Raw genomic sequence first — 23,564 nt, 5'->3', positions numbered from 1 at the left:
TGGTCTAGTCTTTCGCGTCTGGATCTATCAACCAAGGAGTGTGCGACATGAGCATTTTCAGCTTTGTGAAGGAAGCCGGTGAGAAACTGATCGACCTGTTGACCCCGGGTAACGCCAATGCCAGTGAGCAACTCAAGGAGCACATCGAAAAGGTTGGCCTGGGCAATCCCAATGTTCATGCCACGGTGGAAGGTGACAAGGTGATTGTCAGCGGTGAAGTGGCGAGCCAGGAAGAGAAGGAGAAGATCCTGCTGGCCCTGGGCAACATTTCCGGCGTCGGCAGTGTCGAGGACCAGATCACCGTGACCGGTCCGGCGGTGGTCTCTGCGGTATTCGTCACCGTGAAGAAAGGCGACACCCTGAGCGCCATCGCCAAGGTGCAGTACGGCGATGCCAACAAGTACAACAAGATCTTCGAGGCCAACAAGCCGCTGCTGTCCCACCCGGACAAGATCTACCCGGGCCAGGTGCTGCGTATTCCCGAATGATCGGTTCTCTTCGCGGGCAAGCCCGCTCCCACGGGGTTCTGTAGGAGCGAGCTTGCCCGCGAAGGGCTTCACAAGCCTTCGATCAACGCCCGGTAATCCCCCACCGCCGCGAACTCCGCGGTGTCTTTCGGCCCTCTGCGGCTGTCCGGCTGGCTCACCGCCAGCAACTGCGCCACACCAAAGTCCCGCGCACTGCGCAGGATGGGCAGGGTGTCGTCGATGAACAGGCTGCGGGCCGGGTCGAACCGGATATCGGCCTGCAAGGCGTCCCAGAACTGTGGGCTTTCCTTGGGGAAACCATAGTCGTGGGAACTGATCAGGCGTTCGAAGTATGGCGCCAGTTCGATCCGTTCCAGCTTCAATGACAGGGAGTCGCGATGGGCGTTGGTGATCAGGATCACCCGCTTGCCGGCTTGCTTGATGGCTGCAAGAAAGGTGTCTGCGTCCGGACGCAGGGCGATCAGGTGCGCGGTTTCCAGCTTCAACTCGCGCACCGGCAGTTGCAGTTCGGCGCTCCAGAAGTCCAGGCAATACCACTGCAACTGGCCGGCGTTGCGTTCGAACAGGGGCTGCAGTTCCAGCTCGGCCATGGCCCGGCTGACCCCGTGCAGCTCGGCGTAGCGCTGGGGCAGGTGTTCCATCCAGAAATGGTTGTCGTAGTGCAGGTCCAGCAAGGTGCCGTCCATGTCCAGCAGGACGGTATCGATCTGGTGCCAGGGCAGTAGGGCCATCGAACACTTCTCCAGTGGTAAGAAAACAGCCGACCGGCGGGGTCGACAAGGCCAGTGGGGCAGGGAGGCCCGGTCACTAGAACGGATAGAAAGGAGCCGCCTCGAAGAGGGCGGTCACACGCAGTAAACAATAGGTTCCGCCGTGGTGCCGTGCACCGGCAATCTGCAACCCAGTCACTTTAAAACAGGCTGTATAGTAACCCGCTATCGCCAAGGAGCCCGCTATGCGCCAGAAACCCACCGTACTCGCCCGCGAGATCGTCGCCACCAGTCGTCTGTTCTGTGTCGAAGAGGTGCAGTTGCGGTTTTCCAATGGCGTCGAACGTACCTATGAGCGCCTGGTGGGCAAGGGCGCCGGCTATGGCGCGGTGATGATCGTGGCAATGCTCGACGCCGAGCATGCAGTGTTGGTGGAGGAATACTGCGGCGGCACCGACGCCTACGAGCTGTCGTTGCCCAAGGGCCTGATCGAGCCGGGGGAGGATGTGCTGGCAGCGGCCGAGCGCGAGCTCAAGGAAGAGGCCGGGTTTGGCGCGCGGCAACTGGAGCACCTGACCGAGCTGTCGCTGTCCCCGGGCTACATGAGCCAGAAGATCCAGGTAGTGCTGGCCACCGATCTGTATGAAGAGCGCCTGGAAGGCGACGAGCCGGAGCCGATGCGGGTCGACAAGGTCAACCTGCGCGAACTGGCGAGCCTGGCGCAGAACCCTCAGTTCAGCGAAGGCCGGGCCCTGGCTGCGCTGTACCTGACCCGCGACCTGCTGAGCCAGCGCGGGGTCTTTCAAGCATGAGCGAGACGTCAATGAATTTTCCCCATCCCTTGCTGGCGCCGGTTGCCGAGCTGGCCCTGCGTGCCGGTGAAGCGATCCTGCCGTTCTGGCGCGCCGATGTGGCGGTCAATCACAAGGCCGACGAGTCGCCGGTGACCGCCGCCGACCTGGCCGCCCATCACCTGATCGTGGCCGGCCTCACGGCCCTGGACCCGAGCATCCCGGTGCTGTCCGAAGAGGATGCGGACATTCCCCAGGCCACCCGCGCCAGTTGGCAGCGCTGGTGGCTGGTGGACCCGCTGGACGGCACCAAGGAATTCATTTCCGGCAGTGAAGAATTCACCGTCAATATCGCCCTGATCGAGCAGGCGCGGGTGGTGTTCGGCGTGGTGTCGATGCCCACCAGTGGCCGCTGCTACCTGGGAGGCGCAGGCCTTGGGGCCTGGCGCGTGGATCGCGGGCAGGCACCGCAGGCGATCCAGGTGCGTGAGCAACCGGGGGCCGGCGAGGCGTTTACCGTGGTGGCCAGCCGCCGGCATTCGAGCCCGGAGCAGGAACGTCTGCTCAGTGGTTTGAGTGCCGCCCTGGGTGAATTGCAACTGGCCAATATCGGCAGTTCGCTGAAGTTCTGCCTGCTGGCCGAAGGCGCGGCAGACTGCTATCCGCGCCTGGCGCCCACCTCGCAGTGGGACACCGCGGCGGCCCAGGGCGTGCTCGAAGGCGCGGGTGGCGAGGTGCTGGATCTCAGCGGTGCGCCGTTCTGCTATCCACCTCGGGAGTCGTTGCTCAACGGCTTCTTCCTGGCCCTGCCGGCCAAGGCGCCCTGGCGCGCCAAGTTGCTGGAACTGGCTCGCTCCTGATCACCTCGCGGCGACTTGCCTCTGCCACCCTTGTGCAGGAGCCGGCTTGCCGGCGAAGGGGCCCTTGGGCCCTGTGCAAGCATTTCCGGCCTCTTCGCTGGCAAGCCAGCTCCTACAGATTTGAGCCGGGTCGCAAACGGGTTAGCGGTGCAGGACGTACTGGCCGGTAAAACGCACGGCGTCTTCTGCGCTGCCGGCATTGACGACCCGGGTGTGCAAGGTCAGCCGGGCACGGCCGTAGCGCTGATACATGGCGAGGAATTTGTTCCAGACCTTGTCATCCGGTGCGGCGCAGATCGCCACGGCGTCGCCGGTCACCGGCAGCGGGTAACTGATCTGGCCTTCCTGGATGACGATATGCCCGTCATCGATGCCCTGTTCCTTGAGCCGCAGGTGCAGCCAGCCCCAGCCGGCGAGCACCGCACCGCAGTACAGGCTGCCGCCGAACATGGTGCTCTTGTGGTTGACGTTGGCCTCCAGGGGCAAGTGCAGGCGCAACTCTTGCCCCTGCCAGTCGAGCACCTGCAGACCCATGTCCCGTGTCAGGGGGATGTCGTGGTGGAGGATGGATTCCAGGTATCGACTGTCGCGATTCATGCCGGGGCCTCAGGGGTCAAGGGAATAACGGAACGCTTCATTCCGATTCGTCGCCGGGCTGGTTGGCGCCGCCGTCGGCGAAGTTCAAACCGTGCTTGCGCAGCTTGTCGTGCAGGGTCTTGCGCGGAATCCCCAGGGCTTCGGCGAGGCTGCGCATGGAGCTGTGGGGCTGGGCCATTTCAGCGGCGATCAGGGTCTTTTCGAAGTGCTCCACCTGCTCGCTCAAGCCACCTTCGATCAGGCTCGGGGCCGCAGCCGCGGGAGTACCTGGCTCGTTGTTGTCCAGGGCCAGTTCCAGGCCCAGGGCGAAGCGTTCGGCGGCGTTTTGCAGCTCGCGCACGTTGCCCGGCCAGCTGTGGCGCAGCAGCAAGGCACGGTGTCCGGGTTGCAGTTCCTGGGGCGGCAGGCCGTGGCGGGTGCTGGCTTCGTCGGCGAAGTGCTGGAACAGCATCAGCACGTCTTCGCCACGCTCGCGTAGCGGCGGTATGCGTAGCGGCGCGACGTTCAGGCGGTAGTAGAGGTCGGCGCGAAAGCGTCCCTGGTCCGCGGCCTGGCGCAGGTCTTCCTTGGTAGCGGCGATGATGCGGATATCCAGCGGGATCAATTGATTGCCCCCCAGGCGTTCCACCACCCGCTCCTGCAGCAGGCGCAGCAGCTTGACCTGGACATCCAGGCTCATGCTTTCGATCTCATCGAGGAACAGGGTGCCGCCGTTGGCAAATTCGAACTTGCCGATGCGGCGTTTTTGCGCGCCGGTGAAGGCCCCCGGCTCGTGGCCGAACAGCTCGCTTTCCACCACCGACTCCGCCAGGGCCCCGGCGTTGATCGCCACGAACGGCCCGTTGCGCCGTCCGGAGAGATCGTGCAGGGCACGGGCCACCACTTCCTTGCCGGCGCCGGTCTCGCCGAGGATCAGCACATCGGCCCGGGTCGCCGCCAGGGCGCCGATCTGCTGGCGCAGGCGTAGCATCGGCGCCGACTGGCCTACCAGCCGTGCACTGAGTTCCTGACGGTCGCTGAGGGCCAGGCGCAGGCTGCGGTTGTCCAGCACCAGGCGCCGCCAGTCCAGGGCGCGGCGCACACTGTCCAGCAGGGCATCGCTGGCGAAGGGCTTTTCCAGAAAGTCATAGGCGCCGGCACGCATGGCCTGCACGGCCAGGGGCACGTCGCCGTGGCCGGTGATCAGCAGCACCGGCAGTTCCGGGTCCTGGGCATGCAGCTGGTTGAGCAGCTCCAGGCCGTCCATGCCGGGCATGCGGATGTCGCTGACCACCACCCCCGGCCAATCCCGCTCCAGGCGCGGCGCCAGGCCCTGGGCTTCGGCCAGGGACAGCACCTTGAGCCCCGCCAGGTCCAGGGTCTGGCTCAGGGCCTGGCGCAGGTGGGGATCGTCGTCGATCAGCACCACTTGCAACTGAGGATCGAGGCTCTCGGGATGGCTCATCGCTCACTTTCCAGATCGTGTCGGGGCCGGGAGCGCCGGGCCGGACAGGGTTGATATCGGGTTGCCGCTCTGCTTCATACCCCGCGGTCCTCGGAAGGCTGCAGGCTGACTCCGGGGGCCCCGGCCCGCAGGCGCAGGGTGATCAGGGCCCCGCCTTCGCGGTGGTTGGCGAATGACAGTTCACCGCCGAAGGCGCGCATCAGGGTGTCGCAGATGGCCAGCCCCAGGCCCAGGCCCTGAGTACGGGTCTTGGTGGTGTAGAACGGCTCTCCGGCGCGACCCAGCGCTTCCATGCAGAAGCCCGGACCGTTGTCGCGAATGTACAGGTTGACGCCGGTGGCGGTGGATTCGGCACTCAGCCAGAGTTTGCGCGGGGGGCCTTTTTCGGTCAGGGCATCCAGGGCGTTGGCCAGCAGATTGCCAAGCACCTGGCGCAGGCGGGTTTCCCCGGCTTCGACCCACAGGGTGGCGGCCGGCAGGTCGCGGATCAGCTCCACTTCCATGGCCCGGCGGCGCTTGGCCAGCAGAGCCAGGGCATCGTCCAGGGCCGGTTGCAGGGCCACGCTTTCCGGGGCGTGGTGATCGCGCCGGGCGAAGGCCCGCAAGTGGGCGATGATCGAGGCCATGCGCCCGGTCAGTTCGCTGATCAGCTTGAGGTTGCCCCGGGCGTCATCGGTGCGTTGGTGGTCCAGCAGCACTTCGGCGTTTTCCGCGTAACTGCGGATGGCCGCCAGGGGCTGGTTGAGTTCGTGGCTGATGCTCGCGGACATGGTGCCCAGGGCCGAGAGCTTGCCGGCCTGGACCAGATTGTCCTGGGCCCGCACCAGTTCCTGCTGGGCGGTTTCGCGCTCCAGCACTTCCTGCTTCAGGCGTCGGTTGAGGCTTTCCAGGTCGCTGGTGCGCTCGGCCACGCGCATCTCCAGCTCGCGTCGGGCCTTGGCTTCGAAGGCGATCCGCTCCAGATAGTGGCGGCGGCGCTGCATCATCAGGCCGAGCAGCAGCATCAGCACCAGCAACGCGGCGGCGCCCACGGCCACTACCGTGCGCACCGGCCGGTCGATCAGAGTGCGCGGTGCGAGGATGCTCACGGCCCAGCGGGTTTCGTCGATCTGCTGGGTCTGGGTCAGCCAGGCATTGGGGTTGAGGTTCAGCGGCCTTGGGTCGCGAGTCGGATAGGGCTGGATGGCGACGATCGCCTGGCGTTCCTCGTCGCTCAGCGGCCGGGTCGCGCGAAAGCGCCATTCCGGGCGCGAGGTGAGGATCACCACGCCATTGTGGTCGGTCATCAGCAACTGTTCCGGGGTCTTGCCCCATAGGCTTTCGGTGTGGTCCAGGTCGACCTTGACCACCAGCACGCCAAGGATCCGCTCGCCATCGCGCACCGCGGCAGCAAAGAAGTAACCGCGCTTGGCCGAGGTGGTGCCCAGGCCGAAGAAGCGCCCCAGGCGCCCGGCCATGGCCTCACTGAAATAGGGGCGGAAGGCGAAATTGCGACCGACGAAGCTGTCGTGCTTGTCCCAGTTGGAGGCCGCCAGGGTCTTGCCGCTGGTGTCCATCAGGTACATCACTTCGGCGCCGGTCTGGGCACTGATGTTCTTCAGCAGGCGGTTGGCGTTGCCCTGGGTCACGCCATCGTCCGGGGCGCCGAGTACCGCGCGTAGTGCCGGCAGGTCGCCGAGGATCTGCGGCAGCACTTCGTAGCGGTGCAGAGTGCCCAGCAGGTTGGCCACGTACAGGTCGAGGGTCTGGCGGTTCTGGCTGGTCAGCTCGTTGCGGTAGTAGCGCTCCGCCAGATGCTCCAGCGGCCACAGCAACGGCGCCAGGCACAGTGCCAGCAAGGCCAGGCTGCGCCAGCGAGGGCGACGGGGAAGGGGTGGGGTCATGGAAAAGGCGCCTGTGGATACAGGCGCATTATGCCTAGCCCTGCTCGGCAAGACACTCGCGCAATGCGGTGTGCCAGTCCGGCTGGACCACGCCCCACTCCCGTGCCAGGCGGCTGCAGTCCAGGCGTGAGTTCAACGGCCGCGGCGCCGGTGTCGGGTAAGCGCTGGAAGGGATGGCTTCAAGGACGGCGCAGGGTTTGTCCATGGCCAGCAACTGCTCGCCGATGGCCTGGGCAAAGCCGAACCAGGAAGTCTCGCCGTGGGCGGTGAGGTGGTAGGTGCCCCAGGCGCCGGGCTGCCCGGCTCGCCAGCGCTCGATCAGCGCCCGGGTGCTGGTGGCGATGGTGCCGGCCCAGGTGGGCGCGCCGATCTGGTCGGCCACCACCCGCAGCTCGGGTTTTTCCTGCAGCAGGCGCTGCATGGTCAGCAGGAAGTTCTTGCCATGGCTGGAATAGACCCAACTGGTGCGCAGGATCAAATGCTGGCCCTGGACCAGCCGGATCGCCCGTTCGCCAGCCAGCTTGCTCTCGCCGTAGACACTCAGCGGGTTGGGCTCGTCGTCCTCAACATAGGGCGTTTCCTTGCTGCCATCGAACACGTAGTCGGTGGAGTAGTGAATCAGCGGCACACCCAGCTCGAAGGCTTCCTGGGCGAAGATCCCGGGGGCTGTGGCGTTGATCGCAAAAGCCAGCTCCGGCTCACTCTGGGCCTGGTCGACGGCGGTGTGGGCGGCGGCATTGATGATCAGGTCCGGGCGAATGGCGCGCACTTGCTGGCGGATCTGCTCCGGGTGGCTCAGGTCCAGTTGCTCACGACCCAGGACCACCAGCTCGCCCAGGTCGCCGAGGCGCTGCTGCAGCTCCCGGGAGACCTGGCCGTGCTGGCCGCTGATAAGGATTTTCAGAGGAGCGTTCATGGGAACAGATCAGCCTCGGTCAGAAGGGCGCCGGCCTGATCCTTGGCGGACAGTTGCGGGGGCTCGTCGAGCTCCCAGTCGATGGCCAGGGTCGGGTCGTCCCAGCGGATGCAGCGCTCGGCGGACGGGGTGTAGTAGTCCGTGGTCTTGTAGAGGAACTCGGCGAAATCACTGAGCACCACGAAACCATGGGCAAACCCTTCGGGCACCCAGAGCTGGCGATGATTCTGTGCGCAAAGCCGTACCGCTACCCATTGGCCGAAGTGGGGGGAGCTGCGGCGGATATCCACCGCAATGTCGAGCACCTCGCCCTGGGTCACTCGCACCAGCTTCCCCTGGGTGTTCTGCAACTGATAGTGCAGGCCACGCAGCACGCCTTTCTGCGAGCGGGAATGGTTGTCCTGGACGAATTGCGCGTCGATGCCGGTGGCCTCGGCAAAGGCCTTGGCATTGAAGCTTTCGTAGAAGAAGCCACGCTCGTCGCCAAAGACCTTGGGCTCGATGATCAGTACGCCGGGCAGGTCGGTGGGGATGACCTTCATTGCGCTTCCCCCGCCAGAGTGAACAGGTACTGGCCATAGCCGGTCTTGCCGAAATAAGCGGCGCGCTCCAGCAGGTGCTCGCGGCTGATCCAGCGGTTCTCATAGGCGATCTCTTCCAGGCAGGCGACTTTCAGGCCCTGGCGATGCTCGATGGTCTGCACGTACTGCGAGGCCTCCAGCAGGCTGTCGTGGGTGCCGGTGTCGAGCCAGGCAAAGCCCCGGCCAAAACGCTCCACGTGCAGGTCGCCACGCTTGAGGTAGGCGTTGTTGACGTCGGTGATCTCCAGTTCGCCTCGGGGCGAAGGCTTGACCGCCTTGGCGATCTGCACCACGTCGTTGTCGTAGAAGTACAGGCCGGTGACCGCGTAGCTGGACTTCGGCTTCTTGGGCTTTTCTTCGATGGACAGGGCACGGCCCTCGCTGTCGAAGTCGATGACCCCGAAACGCTCCGGGTCCTTGACCCAGTAGCCGAACACCGTGGCGCCGCTGGTGCGCTTGGCGGCGTCGCGCAGCTGTTCGCCGAAGTACTGGCCGTGGAAGATGTTGTCGCCCAGGATCAGGCACACCGGGTCATTGCCGATGAACTCCTCGCCAATCAGGAAGGCCTGGGCCAGGCCATCCGGCGAAGGCTGTTCGGCATAGCAAAAACGCACGCCGAACTGGCTGCCGTCACCCAGCAGGTTGCGGTATTGCGGCAGGTCCTGGGGGGTGGAGATGATCAGGATGTCCTGGATGCCGGCCAGCATCAGTACCGAGATCGGGTAGTAGATCATCGGCTTGTCGTAGATTGGCAGCAGTTGCTTGGACACACCGAGGGTGATGGGGTGCAGACGGGTGCCGGAGCCGCCCGCCAGAACAATGCCTTTGATCATGCAATCAGATCCTTGATGTCGGTGGAACCCAGGCGTTCGCCCTGGTAGCTGCCGTCTTGTACCCGGCGGCACCACTCGAGGTTTTCCAGGTACCACTGCACGGTCTTGCGCAGGCCACTGGTGAAGGTTTCTTCCGGAACCCAGCCCAGCTCGCGCTCGATCTTGCCGGCGTCGATGGCGTAGCGCAGGTCGTGGCCGGGGCGGTCCTGGACGAAGGTGATGAGGTCGGCGTAGTGAGCCACGCCCTGGGGTTTCTGCGGGGCCAGCTCTTCCAGCAGGCTGCAGATGCCGCGTACCACGTCGATGTTTTTCTGCTCGTTGTGGCCGCCGATGTTGTAGGTCTCGCCGACCGCGCCTTCGGTCATCACCTTGAACAGGGCCCGGGCGTGATCCTCGACATACAGCCAGTCGCGTACCTGCAGGCCGTTGCCGTACACCGGCAACGGCTTGCCTGCCAGGGCGTTGAGGATCACCAGCGGAATCAGCTTTTCGGGGAAGTGGAACGGGCCGTAGTTGTTGGAGCAGTTGGTGATCAGCACCGGCAGCCCATAGGTACGCTGCCAGGCACGGACCAGGTGGTCGGATGCGGCCTTGCTGGCGGAGTAGGGCGAGCTGGGGGCGTAGGGCGTGGTTTCGGTGAACAGGTCATCGACGCCATGCAGGTCGCCATAGACTTCATCGGTGGAAATATGGTGGAAACGGAAAGCGGCTTTTTCCGCCTCGGGCAATGTGTGCCAGTAGGCGCGGGTCGCTTCCAGCAGGCTGTAGGTGCCGACGATATTGGTCTGGATGAAGTCGGACGGCCCGTCGATGGAGCGGTCGACATGGGACTCGGCAGCCAGGTGCATGATCGCGTGTGGCTGGAAGCGCGCCAGCACGGCGCTGACGGTGGCCTGGTCGACGATATCGGCCTTGACGAACTCATAGCGGCTGTTGCTGGCGATGCTGTGCAGCGATTCCAGGTTGCCTGCGTAGGTCAGTTTGTCCAGGTTCAGCACTTCGTGTTCCGTGTGCTGAAGCAGATGGCGGACCAGGGCCGAGCCGATAAAACCGGCTCCGCCGGTAACGAGAATGCGCATGTTGGGGGGCCTGTATCCTTAGAAAACGATCAATAACCTGAGCGAATGCAGCATAGCTTGTCGGTACAGCCCCCGAGGCGCAATAGGCACCACCAGTCGAATTTGTCCCAGCTGGCGCCCCCAGCCCCCCGCGACGGACGTGGCTTTGCACCCTCGCGATAGCCCGAGGGGTTGCGTATCGCTCTAGGCAGTGGCGATATAAGCGCCCTATAACAATTCCAGGGGTCGTTGTATGTTGCTCGCCACCTTGATCCACCGTGCCAGTCTGCCCAGCCCGCAAGTCTTAGCGCAGCAAGCGCTGGAGTTGCTGGAAAGCCACTACGGCCTGCACGGCACCCTGCACTCGCTGGGCAGCCAGCAAGACCTCAACTACCGCGTCGACAGCCCCCAGGGGCGGTTTGTCCTGAAGATCTGCCGCGGCGACTACTCGGTCCTGGAGTTGCAGGCGCAGCACGCCGGCCTCAAGCATCTGCAACAGCACCCGGAGCTGCGAGTGCCCAGGGTCATCCCGGCGACAAACGGCGCAGACCTGCTGTCCCTGGAGATCGCCGGGCAAGCGCTGCACGTGCGCCTGCTGGACTATATAGAAGGCCGCTCCCTGACCCAGCTGCCGCACCTGGGCGGTGAGCTGGTGGCGGGCCTGGGCCGGCTGTGCGGGCAGATGGACCTGGCCCTGGCGGATTTCGAGCATCCGGGCCTGGAGCGCACCCTGCAATGGGACGCCCGGCATGCCCAGGCATTGATCGGGCATCTGCTGCCGGTCATTGCCGACCCGCAGCAACGAGCGGTGATCGCCAGTGCCGCGCAACGCGCCGAGCGCCGCTTGCATCCGCTGCTGGAGCAACTGCCGGTGCAGGCCATCCATATGGACATCACCGATGACAATGTGGTCTGGCAGCGGGATGAAGCACGGCATTGGCAGGTGCAGGGGGTGATCGATTTCGGCGACCTGATCCGCACCTGGCGCATCACCGACCTGTCGGTGACCTGCGCGGCGCTGCTGCATCACGCCGAGGGCGACCCGCTGCGCATCCTCCCGGCGATCCAGGCCTACCATCAGGTCAACCCGTTGCAACGGGCGGAGCTGCTGGCGCTCTGGCCTCTGATCGTGGCCCGGGCGGCGGTGCTGGTGCTCAGTGGCGAGCAGCAGGTCAGCATCGACCCGGGCAATGCCTACAGCCGTGCCAACCTGAGCCACGAGTGGGAGATTTTCCAGGTCGCCAACTCGGTGTCGTTCGAGTTCATGGAGGCGGCGATTCTCACCGCTGTCGGGCACGCACTGCCTGCCATTGGCGGTGAGGGGTTCGCCCCGCTGTTGCCGAGCCTGGTGGGGCGCGAATTCGCCCTGATCGACCTGGGCGTGCTCAGCCCGCACTTCGAGGCGGGCAATTGGGAGCAGCCGGGGATCGACGATCGCCTGTTGGCCGAAGCCGGCGCCGCCCATGGCCTGGCAGCCAGCCGCTATGGACAGTACCGCCTGTCGCAGACCCGTCCCGATAGCGCCGAGGAACCCTCGACCTGCCCCTTGCATGTACAACTGCAAGTGCCGCCAGGCACCGCTGTGGAAGCGCCGTTCGCCGGGGTCCTGCACCGTGGCGAGCAAGGCCTGTTGCGCCTCGACGGCCCGACCCTGAGTGTGCACCTGTGGGGCGTCGAGCCTTCGTTGCATCCGGGAGCGGCGCTGGTCAAGGGCCAGGTGCTGGGCGCCGTGGCGGCGGATGGTCGGCTCAAGGTGCAGCTGTGTCGCGCTGCCGAACTGGATCCGCCGCTGTTTTGTACGCCGTCCCGAGCCCCGGCCTGGCAAGCCCTTTGCCCCTCGCCGGCGGCGCTGCTGGGGCTGGCCTGCGATGCCGAGCCGGAACTGGATCCGCAAACCCTGCTGGAGCGTCGTGACGCCAGTTTTGCCCGCTCGCAGAAGCACTATTACCTCGACCCGCCGCGGATCGAGCGCGGCTGGCGCAACCACTTGATCGACATGCAGGGGCGTTCCTACCTGGACATGCTCAACAACGTCGCGGTGCTGGGCCACGGTCACCCGCGCATGGCCGCTGAAGCGGCGCGGCAATGGTCGCTGCTCAACACCAACTCGCGTTTCCACTATGCGGCGATCGTCGAGTTCTCCGAGCGCCTGCTGGCCCTGGCACCGGATTCCATGGACCGGGTGTTCCTGGTCAACAGCGGCACCGAGGCCAATGACCTGGCGATCCGCCTGGCCTGGGCCTACAGCGGCGGGCGCGACATGCTCAGTGTGCTGGAGGCCTACCACGGCTGGTCGGTGGCGGCTGACGCAGTGTCCACCTCCATCGCCGACAACCCCCAGGCCCTCACCAGCCGTCCGGAGTGGGTGCACCCGGTGACCGCGCCCAACACCTATCGCGGCGAGTTCCGCGGCCAGGACAGCACCCCGCACTACCTGCGCAGCGTCGACCAGCAACTGCACAAGCTGGATGAGCAGCAACGCCAACTGGCCGGTTTCATCTGCGAACCCGTGTATGGCAACGCCGGAGGGATTTCGCTGCCACCGGGCTACCTGCAGCAGGTCTACGAGCGGGTGCGGGCCCGGGGCGGGGTGTGCATCGCCGACGAGATCCAGGTCGGCTACGGGCGCATGGGCCAGTTCTTCTGGGGCTTCGAGGAGCAGGGCGTGACCCCGGACATCATCACCATGGCCAAGGGCATGGGCAACGGCCAGCCCTTGGGTGCGGTGATCACCCGGCGGGAAATCGCCGAAGCGCTGGAGGCCGAAGGCTATTTCTTCTCCTCGTCCGGCGGCAGCCCGGTCAGTTGCCGCATCGGCATTGCGGTGCTGGATGTGATGCAGGAAGAGAAACTCTGGGAAAACGCCCAGGTGGTCGGTGAACACTTCCGGCAGCGTCTGGAGGCGCTCAAGGAAAACCACCCGCTGGTGGGAGCGGTGCATGGTTCCGGTTTCTACCTGGGGCTGGAACTGATCCGCGATCACGCCACCCTGGAACCGGCCACCGAGGAAACCACCCTGCTGTGCGAACGCCTGCGCGAGCTGGGGATTTTCATGCAACCTACCGGCGATCACCTGAACATCCTCAAGATCAAGCCGCCGATGGTCACGACTCGCCAGAGCGTGGATTTCTTCGTCGACATGCTGGCCAAGGTGTTGAGCGAAGAGCTGTAGGCGCAGGGCTCTGCTTTGCGTTGGCCTCCATTCGCCGGCCGGCTCCTGCAACGCTTGGTAGGAGCCGGCTTGCCGGCGAATACGTTTCTTGATAGTTCGATTGTTATCGGCTTTTTGTCGGTAATTTATCGTGCATAATGATTTTTCAGCTTTTAAAGTCGATATTTATCGGATATAAAGTGGCCATATCCAGGCCCGGCCTCGCCGTGCCCGGTGCCTTGTGTCCGTTGTCATCGACCGCTTCGCCTTGCCCAGGAGTTGATCCATGAGCCGTACCGTTACCGTCGCCGCTACCCAGATGGCCTGTTCCTGGGACCTTGAGGCCAACCTCGAAACCGCTGAGAAACTGGTGCGCGAAGCCGCGGCCAAGGGGGCGCAGATCATCCTGATCCAGGAACTGTTCGAGGCGCCTTACTTCTGCCAGAAGCCCAACCCGGATTACCTGCAACTGGCCACCACGGTGGACAGCAACGCCGCCATCGCGCACTTCCAGAAAGTCGCCAGGGAGCTGCAAGTGGTGCTGCCCATCAGCTTCTACGAGCTGGCCGGGCGGGCGCGTTTCAACAGCATCGCGATCATCGATGCCGATGGCAGCAACCTCGGGATTTATCGGAAAAGCCACATCCCGGATGGCCCCGGCTACCACGAAAAGTACTACTTCAACCCGGGCGATACCGGCTTCAAGGTATGGAACACCCGCTACGCGAAGATCGGCGTGGGCATCTGCTGGGACCAGTGGTTCCCCGAGTGCGCCCGCAGCATGGCCCTGCAAGGCGCGGAAATTCTCTTCTACCCCACCGCCATCGGCAGCGAGCCCCACGACCAGACAATTTCCTCCCGCGACCACTGGCAGCGGGTGCAGCAGGGCCATGCCGGGGCCAACCTGATGCCGCTGATCGCCAGCAACCGCATCGGCAACGAAGAGCAGGACGGCTATGACATCACCTTCTACGGCTCGTCCTTCATCGCCAATCAGTTCGGCGAGAAGGTTCAGGAGCTCAACCAAACTGAAGAAGGTATCCTTGTGCACAGCTTCGACCTCGACGAGCTCGAGCACATCCGCAGCGCCTGGGGCAGTTTCCGTGACCGTCGTCCGAACCTCTATGGCGCGCTGAAAACCCTCGACGGTTCCCTGGAGTCCTGAACACTATGAGCACTTTGCACAGCACGCCGCGCGCCGACGGTTTCTACATGCCCGCCGAATGGGCGACCCAGACCCAGGCCTGGATGATCTGGCCCGAGCGCCCGGACAACTGGCGCCTGGGCGGCAAGCCGGCGCAGGCCGCCCATGCCGCGGTGGCCAAGGCCATCGCGCGCTTTGAACCGGTGACAGTGGCCGTGTCCGCGGCCCAGTATGAAAACGCCCGGGCACGCCTGGACGTGCCCAATATCCGTGTGGTGGAAATGTCCAGCGACGACGCCTGGGTCCGCGACACCGGCCCGACTTTCGTCATCAACGCCAGCGGCGAAGTGCGCGGCGTGCACTGGGGTTTCAACGCCTGGGGCGGCTTCGAAGGCGGCCTGTATTCGCCTTGGAATCGTGACGAGCAGGTCGCCAGCAAGGTGCTGGAAATCGAACGTTGCCAGGAGTACCGCACCGAGGGCTTCGTGCTCGAAGGTGGCTCGATCCACGTCGATGGCGAAGGCACCCTGATCACCACCGAGGAATGCCTGCTCAACCACAACCGCAACCCGCACCTGTCCCGCGAAGAGATCGAGGCGGTACTGCGCGAGCATCTAGCGGTGGAGCAGATCGTCTGGCTGCCGGACGGCCTGTACAACGACGAAACCGACGGCCATGTGGATAACTTCTGCTGCTATGTGCGCCCGGGCGAAGTGCTGCTGGCCTGGACCGACGACCCCCAGGACCCGAACTACCCGCGTTGCCAGGCCGCCCTGCAGGTGCTGGAAAACACCCGTGACGCCAAGGGCCGCACCTTCAAGGTGCACAAGATGCCGATTCCCGGCCCCTTGTACGCCACCGAAGAGGAATGCGCCGGGGTCGACGCGGTAGAGGGCAGCCAGGAGCGCAACCCTTCGGTGCGCCTGGCGGGTTCCTACGTGAACTTCCTGATCGTCAATGGCGGGATCATCGCGCCCAGCTTTGACGACCCGATGGACGCCCAGGCCAAGGCCATCCTGCAGCAGCTGTTTCCCGAGCACGAAGTGGTGATGGTGCCGGGCCGTGAACTGTTACTGGGGGGCGGCAATATCCACTGCCTTACCCAGCAACAGCCCGCGCCACAGCGGATTTGAGTGCCGTTGTAACAGCCGATGCCGGTTGTTTGCCGGTGCCGGCCCGGCCCATGGCCTGAGCTTCGCCAGCCAGCCCGCAGCCTAGACAGGCCGCGGGCTTTTTCATGGCCGTATATCGGCACGGGTGGCACATTGGCATAGCTCTTGTATCTCTCCTGGGGTGATTCTGAGACATGGAGAACGGTGTTGTTCTGTCATAAAGCTTGGATAAGTTAGGCCGCTCAGATACCAGGAGAGCGCTGGAATGAACATGGTCAGCGAGCGGGCGTCCCATCCCTTGGCAATGAATAACGAGTCGCTGCAGGTGCTGGCCCAGTGGTTGAAGTCCAATGGAACGCGTCAGATCAGGGAACCTGATCCGCGCCGGATCATCATTGAGCGTTACCCCGCTGGATTGCTCAGCGAGGCGGAACTGCAGGCGTTGTGGGATGTGGTGAAAGGATAGACAAACAAGGGATTGTGCGAAGCGCTGCCGGGATGGCAGCGCTTTTTTTTTGCCTGGCATTCAGATGCCGGGCATCCGGGCGTCAGAAGCGGTAGTTGCCGGTGACCACCAGGCTGCGAGGGTCGCCCGGCTGGATCTGGAAGGCGCTGGTGGCGGAACTGTAGTACTCGCGGTCGGCGATATTGTTCAGCGCGGCGCGTACGTCCCAGTCCTTGTGCCGGTAACCGGCCAGGGCGTCCCAGCGGCCATAACCGGGCAGCGCCACGGTGTTGCTGCTATCGGCGAAGCGGTCGCCGACCAGGGTCAGGCCGGTCTCGGCGTACCAGCCCAGTTCCGGTTTCCAGGTGATGAACAGGCTGCCATTGCGCTTGGCGACGTTGTTCACGCGCTTGTCTTCGAAGCCGTTGTTGTCCTTGACCACCACGGCGTCCTGCAGGCCGATGCCGCCGCGCAGGTACCAGTTGCCGACGATCTTGCCGGTGCCCGTCAGCTCGATGCCGCGGGAGCGTTGCAGCCCGGTGAGCAGGGTGATGCTGCGGTCCTGCGGATCGGAGGTGCGACGGTTGTAGAGCTCCAGCTCATACACCGCCAGGGTGGTGCTCAGGCGTTCGCCCAGCCAGTCGCTCTTGACTCCGACTTCCTTCTGCCGGGTGAGCTCAGGGCTCAGGTCGTTGCCGTTACCGGCGGCGTTCGGGGTGATGCCGATCAGGCCGCCGCCCACCGGTGAGAACGACTTGCTCCACGAGGCATAGAACGAGTGGTGCTCCAGCGGCGTCCAGACCACCCCCAGGCGCGGGCTGACGCTATGGCTCTCGCGGCTTTCGGAGAGCCCGTTCTTGCGGTTGCTGGTCTGCACATCGAAGTTGTCGTAGCGCAGGCCGGCGAGCAATTGCCATTGATCGTTCAGGCGCAGTTGGTCCTGCACATAGAGGGCCCGGCTTTCGACCTCGGTGTGGTTGTTGCTGGAGACCTGCATGCGGCCGGTGTGGCTCTGGTACGGGTTGGGGTTGTACAGGTCGACGGCGGGCACCGCCTGGCTGCCCGGCCCGGAAGTGGCGGCGTTGTAGAGGATCGGGTCGCGGCGCTGGCTGCCGAGCTCCAGGCCGGTGAGCAGGCGATGTTCCAGGCCGAAGGTGTCGAAACGGCCCTCCAGTTCGGTGTTGTTGTAGACGTTGCGGGTCTTCAGGTCCTGCTGCCAGCGTTGGCGTTGGACCTTGCCCGTCGTGGCGTTGTAGCCGGTCTGGTAGGTGTTGTCGAAGTCGCTGTTGAGCTTGAATACCCCCAGGGTGTGGCGCAGTTGCCAGTTCTCGCTGAGCTCGTAGCTCAGCTTGGAGCGCAGGGACTGGGACTTGTCGTCGATGTAGTCGCGGTGATCGCCGTAGGTGGTGTCGCGGCTGACGTCCGCCGGGCGTCCGTTGACCCCGGGGATGCCGCGGTCCGGGGTGCGGTTGTAGCGGCTGTATTCGTACTGCACCAGCCAGTTCAGGTCCGGGGTCAGTTGCCAGCTCATGGACGGGGCGAACAATTGGCGGTTGCCGCTGACGCCTTTGCGGAAACTGTTCCGGTCCTCGTTGCCCAGGTTCAGGCGCAGGCTGATGTTCTCTGTCGGGTCGGCGCTGAGGTCGGCATACAGGCTGCGCAGGTCCTGGCTGCCGCCCTGGACTTCGACGCTGGAGCGGCGGCCGAATTCCGGCAGCTTGCTCACCCGGTTGATGATCCCGCCCTGGCTGCCACGGCCGTAGAGCACTGCCGCCGGGCCCTTGAGCACTTCGATGCGCTCGATGTTGTGCAGGTCGCGCACGTATTGGCTGTCGTCGCGGATGCCGTCCAGGTAGAAGTCGTTACTGGCATCGAAGCCGCGGATCCGCAGGCTGTCGAAGCGCGTGTCCGAGCCGCTGCTGACGTTGGGAATGCCACTCAGGGCGCTGCCCAGGTCGTTGACGCCGTAGTCCAGCACGTTGGCGGTCTTGATTGTGTCGATGGCCTGGGGCACGTAGCGCGCCGGGGTCGAGGTACGGGTTGCAGTGCTGACTTCCTTGACGCGAGGGTCATCGGGGTCGGCTTCGGCCTCGGCACTGATGGAGGTCATCGGCAGGGTAGTGCTGGCAGCGCAGGCAAAACCGCTGGCCAGCAGGGTGCAAAGACCCAGGGACAGGGGCATGAGGCGGAAATGGGCAGGCATCTGAAACGCATCCGAGAAGGGGGAATTCGAGGGTGCGAATGGTAATGCTTGTCATTAACAGATGTTAAATATTCCCTAATAAGTTCCCCGGGCTATTTGTTTCTGAATGTATCTTTCGGGTATCGGTTCGCATACTGAGGCTAAACAGACGGATTCGACCGGTTACAGCAACAGACTAAAAGCCAATTCGAGGTTTTTTCCTTGGCGCGCGCGGCCTAGTCTGCGTGACATCGAATTTTCAAGACCTTGCTGGAGCCCAGATATGTCCTTGGCCACCCTTCACTATATTTATGACCCCCTGTGCGGCTGGTGCTACGGTGCCAAGCCGCTGGTGCAGGCCGCCCAGGCGGTGGTGCCGGTGGTGGCCCATGCCGGCGGCATGATGACCGGGCGCAACCGCCAGCCGGTCTCGCCGCAACTGCGCGAGTACGTCATGCCCCATGACCGGCGGATCGCCGAGTACACCGGGCAGCCTTTTGGCCAGGCCTATTTCGAGGGCCTGCTGCGGGATGAGACGGCCACCTTCGACTCGGCGCCGCCGATTGCTGCCGTACTGGCGGCCCAGGCTATGGAAGGGCGGGGCCTGGAATTTCTGGGCCGGTTGCAGACGGCGCATTATCTGGAAGGGCGCAGGATCGCCGACCGGCAGGTGCTGCTGGAGCTGGCGCAGGCCCAGGGGTTTGCCCCGGCCGCCTTCGAGGCGGCCTTCGACCAGGCGGGGGCCCATGAACTGGACAACCATATAAAGGCCAGCCGGGCCCTGTTGGCCAAGGTCGGCGGGCAAGGCTTCCCGACCCTGGTGCTGGAGCGCGATGGTCGTTACCAGTTGCTCGACATCAGCCCCTGGCTGGGCAAACCCGAGGCCTTCGCCGACTGGCTGAAGACCTCCCTGGGCGCCGATAGCGGCCCTCACGATGGCGTGGTCCAGGCCTGTGGCCTGGACGGTTGCACACCCTGAACTCACCTGACCTGCGTGGAGTCACCCATGGATAACCTAGCGTTGATCAAGAGCACCTACGAAGGTGCCAACTCCCAGGAAAATGCGCGCAACACCGCAGCGGCCCTGGCCCCCGATGCCCGCTGGACCGAGGCGGCGGGCTTTCCTTATGCCGGCACCTATATAGGGTTCGAGGCGGTGCTGGAGCACGTCTTCAAGCGCCTGGGCTCGGAGTGGCAGGACTTCACCTTCAAGGTCGAGAACTATGTGGCCCAGGGCGACAAGGTGTTCGCCTATGGCAATTACCAGGGCGTCTACAAGGCCTCGGGCAAGCCGATCGATGTACGGGTGGCTCACTTGTGGACCCTTAAAGATGGCAAGGTCACTCACTTCGAGCAATTCGTGGACAGTCACACTGTGCAGCTGGCAATGCTCTAGCCCGCAGTTCTTAGAATATTTTCAGCTATTCAAAGACGATTCACGAAATTGACACGTTGTTAAAGGCGCAGATAGGATTCGCCCCAACGCCTGTGGCCAGGAGCCATATTTCAGAATAATAAAAGGCCCACCGTGCTCACCCGCGGTCGGGCTTTTTTGTTTCAACGGTAGAAGAGCGTTCAATCGCCATAGCCGCGGAGCTCACAGCGCGTCACCAAACCGTAATAAGGAAAATAAAATGTTTAAACAGCGGATCTGCTTGATTGCACTGGGGATTTTGAGCGCTACACAGGCCATGGCCGACGGCCAGGCCGACGCCAAGGGTTTTGTTGAAGACAGCAGCCTGAAAGTGCTGCTGCGCAACGCCTACATCAACCGTGACTATAAAGACCGTAACAAGGACAAGGCCGAGTGGGGCCAGGCTGCCATCGGCACCTTTTCTTCCGGTTTTACCCAAGGCACCGTGGGCGTGGGCGTTGACGCCTTCGGCCTGTACGCACTGCGCCTGGACGGCGGCAAGGGTCGCAGCGGTGCCGGCGGCATCGACTTCTTCAAGCAGGGTGACAGCGGTAGCGCTGCAGACGACCTGGCCAAGGCCGGTGCTGCAGTCAAGTTCCGTTTCTCCAACACTGTGCTGACCTACGGTGACCAGATGCCGGCCCTGCCGGTGCTGAACTACGACAACTCGCGCCTGCTGCCGGAAAGCTACACCGGTACCCTGATCACCTCCAAGGAGATCAAGGGCCTGGAGCTGAACGCCGGTCACTTCACCGCCGAATCGCGCAAGAGCGCCGAAGGCCGTGACAGTGGTGGCCTGAAGTCGATCAACGTATTGGGCGGTAGCTACCAGTTCACCGAACAGTTCAAGGGCGCGCTGTACGCATCCGACGTCGAAGACGTGCTGAAGAAACAATACGTGAACCTCAACTACGTGTTCCCACTGGCCACCGACCAGTCCCTGACCCTGGACTTCAACGGTTACCGCACCAAGCTGGACAAATCCTTCGCCAAGGACCTCAACGCCGGCGGCCAGGACAACAAGATCTGGAGCCTGGCGGCGACCTTCGCCACTGGCCCGCACTCGTTCACCGTCGCCCATCAGCGCAGCACCGGCGACAGCCACTTGGGCTACGCCTATGGCGGTTATCAGAAGTCCGGCTATGTGGGTGATGGCGGCAACACCATCTACCTGGCCAACTCCTACTGGTCCGACTTCAACGCCGAAGACGAACGCAGCTGGCAACTGGGCTACGGTCTGGACTTCGGCGCCTTCGGCGTACCGGGCCTGACCTACAACGTGGCCTACGTGCGTGGCGACAACATCACCACCGTCAACAGCACTGGTGGCAGCGAGCGAGAAATCTTCAACCAGCTCAAGTACGTAGTGCAGAGCGGCCCGGCCAAGGACCTGAGCGTCAAAGTGCGCAGCTCGGTTCTGCGTGTGTCGCAGAAGTCGTATGAGTACAACAAAGGTGGCAACGAACTGCGTGTGTTCGTCGACTACCCGATCAACGTGTTCTGATGAACGCCTGATCACCGCCTGATACCAGGTGGTTGCCACACGAAAAGCCCCGACTGGTTCGGGGCTTTTTCATGTCCGGGTTATTGTTTCTGGGGTTTTGCCTGCGAGGGCAGGTAGGTGTTTTCGTACCACTGTCGTTTCAAGGCGTCGCCTTCACGCTTGTAGGCAAACATTGCTTGCCACTGTTCACTGGCGAGCTGGAGCATTTTTCCCGGAATGTTTTGCGTCAGGTGGGTGAAGTAGCGCAGGTGATGAAGGTCCAGAATCTTCATGAGTTTGTTCAGCTGTATGGTTTCTGCGTCTTCACTTGTGTCTCTCAAGGCTTCATTCAAGAGGAGCGTCGGGATCACCAGGATGTAAGTGCCGGTGGCGCCCGTGAAGTCGGGAAGCCCGTCATCGAGTTGGTAGAGGATGTAGACGTACAGGTCTGCCCAGCGGCGCTTGAGCTGGTTGCTGATCAATTCCTCGCCGTTGCGGGTCTGCATCCAGGCTGTCTTGCGCGCCACGGGCAGTGCGGTGTTCAGTTCCCCGGCAAAGGCCAGGTGATGCAGCGGCCTATCTGTTTTGTCGACGCGCTTGGTTTTGACCTCCACTGCCCAGCCGTTCCAGGTTGTCCGGCAGAACCAGCTCTGGTCCTCTACCAACGGATCTGTGGTGATCTTGCACGCATCCAGCAGCGGTTGCGGGTAGCCAAAATAGATATCCGCCACATCGGTTTCGCCATTGTCTTCACTGGCCGGGTCGAACAGCTTGTTGTGCCGGTATCCGTAAGGCCGCTGGTTGGTCTTTGGATCAAAGTCGGGGCTATGGGCCGGCGGATTGTTGCGCTCGAATTCCTTGATCGCGGAAATGATGAATGACTCATACACCCGCCCGATCCAGCTGGGGTTGTTTTTGAGGATATTCAGCAGTCGTTCCGAGAGTTCCATTTGATAGGGGGTCCTTGGGGCAGGGAAAGCTAGGGCATGAATGGCCAAGTCGCGGGGCGCCGGGATTTTCAGCCAGTGGTTGGTGCATATCAATCTTGTTACAGTCCACCCCCCTGTCTCGTCACGGATGATTTCGATGTTCCGTACCCTGCTATCCGGCCTGTGCCTGCTGAGCGTCGCCAGCATCGCCCACGGCCAGCAAGCGACTGCGCCCGAGCAGTTGCTGAGCGACTTCTCCCGCTGCGATGCGCAGTTCTTCCAGAACCTGAATACCGCCCGACTGCCGACCGGCACCTTGAGCCTGGCCCGGTACGGTGCGGTAAGCGCGCCCAAGGTCATGAACCCTTTGCAGGAGGGCGGACGCTACCAGGCCTTCGAACAGCCGCTGCTGGTCAATGGCGTGCGCCTGGTGGGCTACTACAACGAAGCCCAGTCGCTGAAGTCGGTGGGCAACCTGCTGTTCTGGGGCTTTGTCGCCGAGGGCCAGCCCAAGGACGTGGCCGCGGCGCTCAAGCCGCTGCTGGTGGACAACAGCCGCCTGAAGGCAGACCGCAGCGCCATGAGCCGGGTGGAGATCCGCCGGGTCGGCGACCCCATCGACCAGTGGCGCACCGAAGGCCTGGCGGGCGGTGGCGTGGCTACGCCGTTCGGTTATGTCGAGCGCATCCTGAGCATCGACATCGGTACCACCCACGCACCGATTGCCGGACGCACCACGATCTTCTGCAGCTTGCAGGGTACGGTCACCGCGCCGTTGCTGCAGGTATATCGCCCTGACCTCAACGCCCATCTGCTGGATTGAAAAACATGCCTTCATTGTCTGTACGCGGGTCGCTCCTGCTTGTGTGTGCCCTTGCTGTGACTGGCTGCGCCAGCCTGCAGAGCCAGGACCAGATCAACTACGCCCATTGCCGCATGGTGGGCCAGGCTTCCAAGGCCGAAAAATTCGACGTGGTGCTGCAAGAGGCCGACCTGTGCCTTGAGAAGAACCAGCTGAGCCAGCCCATGCAGAGCCTGGTGTACTGGCTCAAATCCGATGCCTACGCCAGCTTCAAGCGTTATCCGGAAGCCATCGCTGCCAAGGAAAAATCCATCGAGTTGGGCCCCAAGCCCGATGCTCGGGCGGTGCTGGACCTGAGCCGTCTGTATCGCGAAGCGGGCAACCCGCAAAAGGCCCTGGAGCTGGTGCAGTCCAACCTTGACAACAACCTGGGCGAGGCTGGCAAGGGCAGCGGTTTCAACATGCCGACCTACTACCACTTGGGCCAGACGCTGTACGACCTGGGTCGCTACCGCGAGGCCGCGGAAGCCTACAGCACCGGCCTGTTGAAGCAGCCCGACTATGCCTGGGCCTTCTACCACCGCGGCCTGGCCTACGACAAACTGGGCCAGACCGACGACGCCCGCGCCGACTTTGCCAAGTTCGCCAAGCTGGTGAACCAGAAGTACGTCGAGCCGCAGCACCAGGCCAAGCTGGCCGAGTACAAGATCAAGCTGCCTTGAATGCAGCGTGGTTGATGCA

General features: G+C 63.6%; 22 protein-coding genes. 12 read left to right on the top strand and 10 right to left on the bottom strand.

Going from position 1 to position 23,564, the window contains the following annotated elements; translation table 11 throughout:
* Window positions 1-47 precede the first annotated feature (47 nt).
* Entirely contained in the window at window positions 48-488 is a 441-nt protein-coding gene (gene lysM / locus BLS75_RS27125; RefSeq protein ID WP_011058673.1) for a peptidoglycan-binding protein LysM, read from the top strand.
* 68 nt (window positions 489-556) lie between these two features.
* Here the strand turns inward: lysM and yrfG are convergent, their stop codons facing one another.
* Entirely contained in the window at window positions 557-1,219 is a 663-nt protein-coding gene (gene yrfG / locus BLS75_RS27120) for a GMP/IMP nucleotidase (protein ID WP_015633779.1), read from the bottom strand.
* A gap of 224 nt (window positions 1,220-1,443) precedes the next feature.
* Between yrfG and nudE the strand changes: the two genes are divergently transcribed.
* Both nudE and cysQ read left to right on the top strand, forming a co-directional pair.
* Window positions 1,444-2,010, top strand: coding sequence for an ADP compounds hydrolase NudE (gene nudE, locus BLS75_RS27115; RefSeq protein ID WP_011058675.1), 567 nt, complete (start codon window positions 1,444-1,446; stop codon window positions 2,008-2,010).
* An 11-nt stretch (window positions 2,011-2,021) separates the two neighbouring features.
* Window positions 2,022-2,849: a 3'(2'),5'-bisphosphate nucleotidase CysQ gene (gene cysQ / locus BLS75_RS27110; RefSeq protein ID WP_072452132.1), complete on the top strand. Its 828-nt coding sequence runs from the start codon at window positions 2,022-2,024 to the stop codon at window positions 2,847-2,849.
* 141 nt (window positions 2,850-2,990) lie between these two features.
* On the opposite strand, the gene BLS75_RS27105 is transcribed toward cysQ, so the two are convergent.
* The 7 genes from BLS75_RS27105 to rfbB form a co-directional block, all read right to left on the bottom strand.
* Window positions 2,991-3,446 carry a YiiD C-terminal domain-containing protein gene (locus tag BLS75_RS27105; protein ID WP_011058677.1) on the bottom strand — a complete coding sequence of 152 codons (456 nt, stop codon included), beginning with the start codon at window positions 3,444-3,446 and terminating at the stop codon, window positions 2,991-2,993.
* 37 nt (window positions 3,447-3,483) lie between these two features.
* The gene (locus tag BLS75_RS27100; protein WP_041115218.1) at window positions 3,484-4,890 is read right to left on the bottom strand and encodes a sigma-54-dependent transcriptional regulator; all 1,407 of its coding nucleotides are present in this window, start codon (window positions 4,888-4,890) and stop codon (window positions 3,484-3,486) included.
* A 74-nt stretch (window positions 4,891-4,964) separates the two neighbouring features.
* Window positions 4,965-6,773: a sensor histidine kinase gene (locus BLS75_RS27095; protein ID WP_011058679.1), complete on the bottom strand. Its 1,809-nt coding sequence runs from the start codon at window positions 6,771-6,773 to the stop codon at window positions 4,965-4,967.
* Window positions 6,774-6,807: 34 nt separating this feature from the next.
* The gene (rfbD, locus tag BLS75_RS27090) at window positions 6,808-7,689 is read right to left on the bottom strand and encodes a dTDP-4-dehydrorhamnose reductase (RefSeq protein WP_015633783.1); all 882 of its coding nucleotides are present in this window, start codon (window positions 7,687-7,689) and stop codon (window positions 6,808-6,810) included.
* Window positions 7,686-8,231 carry a dTDP-4-dehydrorhamnose 3,5-epimerase gene (rfbC, locus tag BLS75_RS27085; RefSeq protein ID WP_072443790.1) on the bottom strand — a complete coding sequence of 182 codons (546 nt, stop codon included), beginning with the start codon at window positions 8,229-8,231 and terminating at the stop codon, window positions 7,686-7,688. The genes rfbD and rfbC overlap by 4 nt, the downstream gene beginning before the upstream one ends.
* Entirely contained in the window at window positions 8,228-9,103 is an 876-nt protein-coding gene (gene rfbA / locus BLS75_RS27080; protein WP_072452131.1) for a glucose-1-phosphate thymidylyltransferase RfbA, read from the bottom strand. The genes rfbC and rfbA overlap by 4 nt, the downstream gene beginning before the upstream one ends.
* Complete coding sequence (rfbB, locus tag BLS75_RS27075) at window positions 9,100-10,182, bottom strand: dTDP-glucose 4,6-dehydratase (RefSeq protein ID WP_072452130.1); 1,083 nt, start codon at window positions 10,180-10,182, stop codon at window positions 9,100-9,102. Before rfbB ends, rfbA begins: the two co-directional genes overlap by 4 nt.
* Window positions 10,183-10,414: 232 nt before the next feature.
* On the opposite strand from rfbB, the gene BLS75_RS27070 reads away from it, so the two are divergent.
* From BLS75_RS27070 to BLS75_RS27055, 4 genes are all read left to right on the top strand, one after another.
* Window positions 10,415-13,333 carry an aminotransferase gene (locus BLS75_RS27070; RefSeq protein WP_072452129.1) on the top strand — a complete coding sequence of 973 codons (2,919 nt, stop codon included), beginning with the start codon at window positions 10,415-10,417 and terminating at the stop codon, window positions 13,331-13,333.
* A 265-nt stretch (window positions 13,334-13,598) separates the two neighbouring features.
* Window positions 13,599-14,477, top strand: a complete 879-nt coding sequence (gene aguB, locus BLS75_RS27065; protein WP_011058685.1) for an N-carbamoylputrescine amidase — start codon at window positions 13,599-13,601, stop codon at window positions 14,475-14,477.
* 5 nt (window positions 14,478-14,482) lie between these two features.
* On the top strand, window positions 14,483-15,589 hold the full coding sequence (aguA, locus tag BLS75_RS27060) for an agmatine deiminase (RefSeq protein ID WP_011058686.1): 1,107 nt from the start codon (window positions 14,483-14,485) through the stop codon (window positions 15,587-15,589).
* Between the two features lie 244 nt (window positions 15,590-15,833).
* Window positions 15,834-16,034: a hypothetical protein gene (locus BLS75_RS27055; RefSeq protein ID WP_011058687.1), complete on the top strand. Its 201-nt coding sequence runs from the start codon at window positions 15,834-15,836 to the stop codon at window positions 16,032-16,034.
* Between the two features lie 82 nt (window positions 16,035-16,116).
* Here BLS75_RS27055 and BLS75_RS27050 read toward each other — a convergent pair whose 3' ends face one another.
* Entirely contained in the window at window positions 16,117-18,216 is a 2,100-nt protein-coding gene (locus BLS75_RS27050) for a TonB-dependent receptor (protein WP_072452128.1), read from the bottom strand.
* A gap of 262 nt (window positions 18,217-18,478) precedes the next feature.
* On the opposite strand from BLS75_RS27050, the gene BLS75_RS27045 reads away from it, so the two are divergent.
* From BLS75_RS27045 to BLS75_RS27035, 3 genes are all read left to right on the top strand, one after another.
* Entirely contained in the window at window positions 18,479-19,174 is a 696-nt protein-coding gene (locus BLS75_RS27045; RefSeq protein WP_072452127.1) for a DsbA family protein, read from the top strand.
* A 27-nt stretch (window positions 19,175-19,201) separates the two neighbouring features.
* Window positions 19,202-19,591: a nuclear transport factor 2 family protein gene (locus BLS75_RS27040; protein WP_011058690.1), complete on the top strand. Its 390-nt coding sequence runs from the start codon at window positions 19,202-19,204 to the stop codon at window positions 19,589-19,591.
* A gap of 238 nt (window positions 19,592-19,829) precedes the next feature.
* Window positions 19,830-21,113 (top strand): OprD family porin, encoded by a 1,284-nt coding sequence (locus BLS75_RS27035; protein ID WP_072443798.1) that lies wholly within the window; start codon window positions 19,830-19,832, stop codon window positions 21,111-21,113.
* Between the two features lie 80 nt (window positions 21,114-21,193).
* Here BLS75_RS27035 and BLS75_RS27030 read toward each other — a convergent pair whose 3' ends face one another.
* Window positions 21,194-22,042: a hypothetical protein gene (locus BLS75_RS27030; RefSeq protein ID WP_041774032.1), complete on the bottom strand. Its 849-nt coding sequence runs from the start codon at window positions 22,040-22,042 to the stop codon at window positions 21,194-21,196.
* Window positions 22,043-22,178: 136 nt separating this feature from the next.
* Here BLS75_RS27030 and BLS75_RS27025 point away from each other — a divergent pair, with 136 nt between their 5' ends.
* Window positions 22,179-22,844 carry a hypothetical protein gene (locus BLS75_RS27025; protein ID WP_232643933.1) on the top strand — a complete coding sequence of 222 codons (666 nt, stop codon included), beginning with the start codon at window positions 22,179-22,181 and terminating at the stop codon, window positions 22,842-22,844.
* A 5-nt stretch (window positions 22,845-22,849) separates the two neighbouring features.
* Entirely contained in the window at window positions 22,850-23,545 is a 696-nt protein-coding gene (locus tag BLS75_RS27020; RefSeq protein ID WP_053148549.1) for a tetratricopeptide repeat protein, read from the top strand.
* Window positions 23,546-23,564: the final 19 nt, after the last annotated feature.

The sequence above is a fragment of the Pseudomonas sp. NFPP12 genome (assembly GCF_900103205.1).
GTDB classification, from domain to species: Bacteria; Pseudomonadota; Gammaproteobacteria; order Pseudomonadales; family Pseudomonadaceae; genus Aquipseudomonas; species Aquipseudomonas protegens.
This window is presented reverse-complemented; position numbering and strand designations above follow the sequence as displayed.

Bases quoted from the DNA above. Each gene is read 5' to 3' on its own strand.
- lysM (WP_011058673.1), top strand. From the start codon at position 48: ATGAGCATTTTCAGCTTTGTGAAGGAAGCCGGTGAGAAACTGATCGAC.
- yrfG (WP_015633779.1), bottom strand. From the start codon at position 1,219: ATGGCCCTACTGCCCTGGCACCAGATCGATACCGTCCTGCTGGACATG.
- nudE (WP_011058675.1), top strand. From the start codon at position 1,444: ATGCGCCAGAAACCCACCGTACTCGCCCGCGAGATCGTCGCCACCAGT.
- cysQ (WP_072452132.1), top strand. From the start codon at position 2,022: ATGAATTTTCCCCATCCCTTGCTGGCGCCGGTTGCCGAGCTGGCCCTG.
- BLS75_RS27105 (WP_011058677.1), bottom strand. From the start codon at position 3,446: ATGAATCGCGACAGTCGATACCTGGAATCCATCCTCCACCACGACATC.
- BLS75_RS27100 (WP_041115218.1), bottom strand. From the start codon at position 4,890: ATGAGCCATCCCGAGAGCCTCGATCCTCAGTTGCAAGTGGTGCTGATC.
- BLS75_RS27095 (WP_011058679.1), bottom strand. From the start codon at position 6,773: ATGACCCCACCCCTTCCCCGTCGCCCTCGCTGGCGCAGCCTGGCCTTG.
- rfbD (WP_015633783.1), bottom strand. From the start codon at position 7,689: ATGAACGCTCCTCTGAAAATCCTTATCAGCGGCCAGCACGGCCAGGTC.
- rfbC (WP_072443790.1), bottom strand. From the start codon at position 8,231: ATGAAGGTCATCCCCACCGACCTGCCCGGCGTACTGATCATCGAGCCC.
- rfbA (WP_072452131.1), bottom strand. From the start codon at position 9,103: ATGATCAAAGGCATTGTTCTGGCGGGCGGCTCCGGCACCCGTCTGCAC.
- rfbB (WP_072452130.1), bottom strand. From the start codon at position 10,182: ATGCGCATTCTCGTTACCGGCGGAGCCGGTTTTATCGGCTCGGCCCTG.
- BLS75_RS27070 (WP_072452129.1), top strand. From the start codon at position 10,415: ATGTTGCTCGCCACCTTGATCCACCGTGCCAGTCTGCCCAGCCCGCAA.
- aguB (WP_011058685.1), top strand. From the start codon at position 13,599: ATGAGCCGTACCGTTACCGTCGCCGCTACCCAGATGGCCTGTTCCTGG.
- aguA (WP_011058686.1), top strand. From the start codon at position 14,483: ATGAGCACTTTGCACAGCACGCCGCGCGCCGACGGTTTCTACATGCCC.
- BLS75_RS27055 (WP_011058687.1), top strand. From the start codon at position 15,834: ATGAACATGGTCAGCGAGCGGGCGTCCCATCCCTTGGCAATGAATAAC.
- BLS75_RS27050 (WP_072452128.1), bottom strand. From the start codon at position 18,216: ATGCCTGCCCATTTCCGCCTCATGCCCCTGTCCCTGGGTCTTTGCACC.
- BLS75_RS27045 (WP_072452127.1), top strand. From the start codon at position 18,479: ATGTCCTTGGCCACCCTTCACTATATTTATGACCCCCTGTGCGGCTGG.
- BLS75_RS27040 (WP_011058690.1), top strand. From the start codon at position 19,202: ATGGATAACCTAGCGTTGATCAAGAGCACCTACGAAGGTGCCAACTCC.
- BLS75_RS27035 (WP_072443798.1), top strand. From the start codon at position 19,830: ATGTTTAAACAGCGGATCTGCTTGATTGCACTGGGGATTTTGAGCGCT.
- BLS75_RS27030 (WP_041774032.1), bottom strand. From the start codon at position 22,042: ATGGAACTCTCGGAACGACTGCTGAATATCCTCAAAAACAACCCCAGC.
- BLS75_RS27025 (WP_232643933.1), top strand. From the start codon at position 22,179: ATGTTCCGTACCCTGCTATCCGGCCTGTGCCTGCTGAGCGTCGCCAGC.
- BLS75_RS27020 (WP_053148549.1), top strand. From the start codon at position 22,850: ATGCCTTCATTGTCTGTACGCGGGTCGCTCCTGCTTGTGTGTGCCCTT.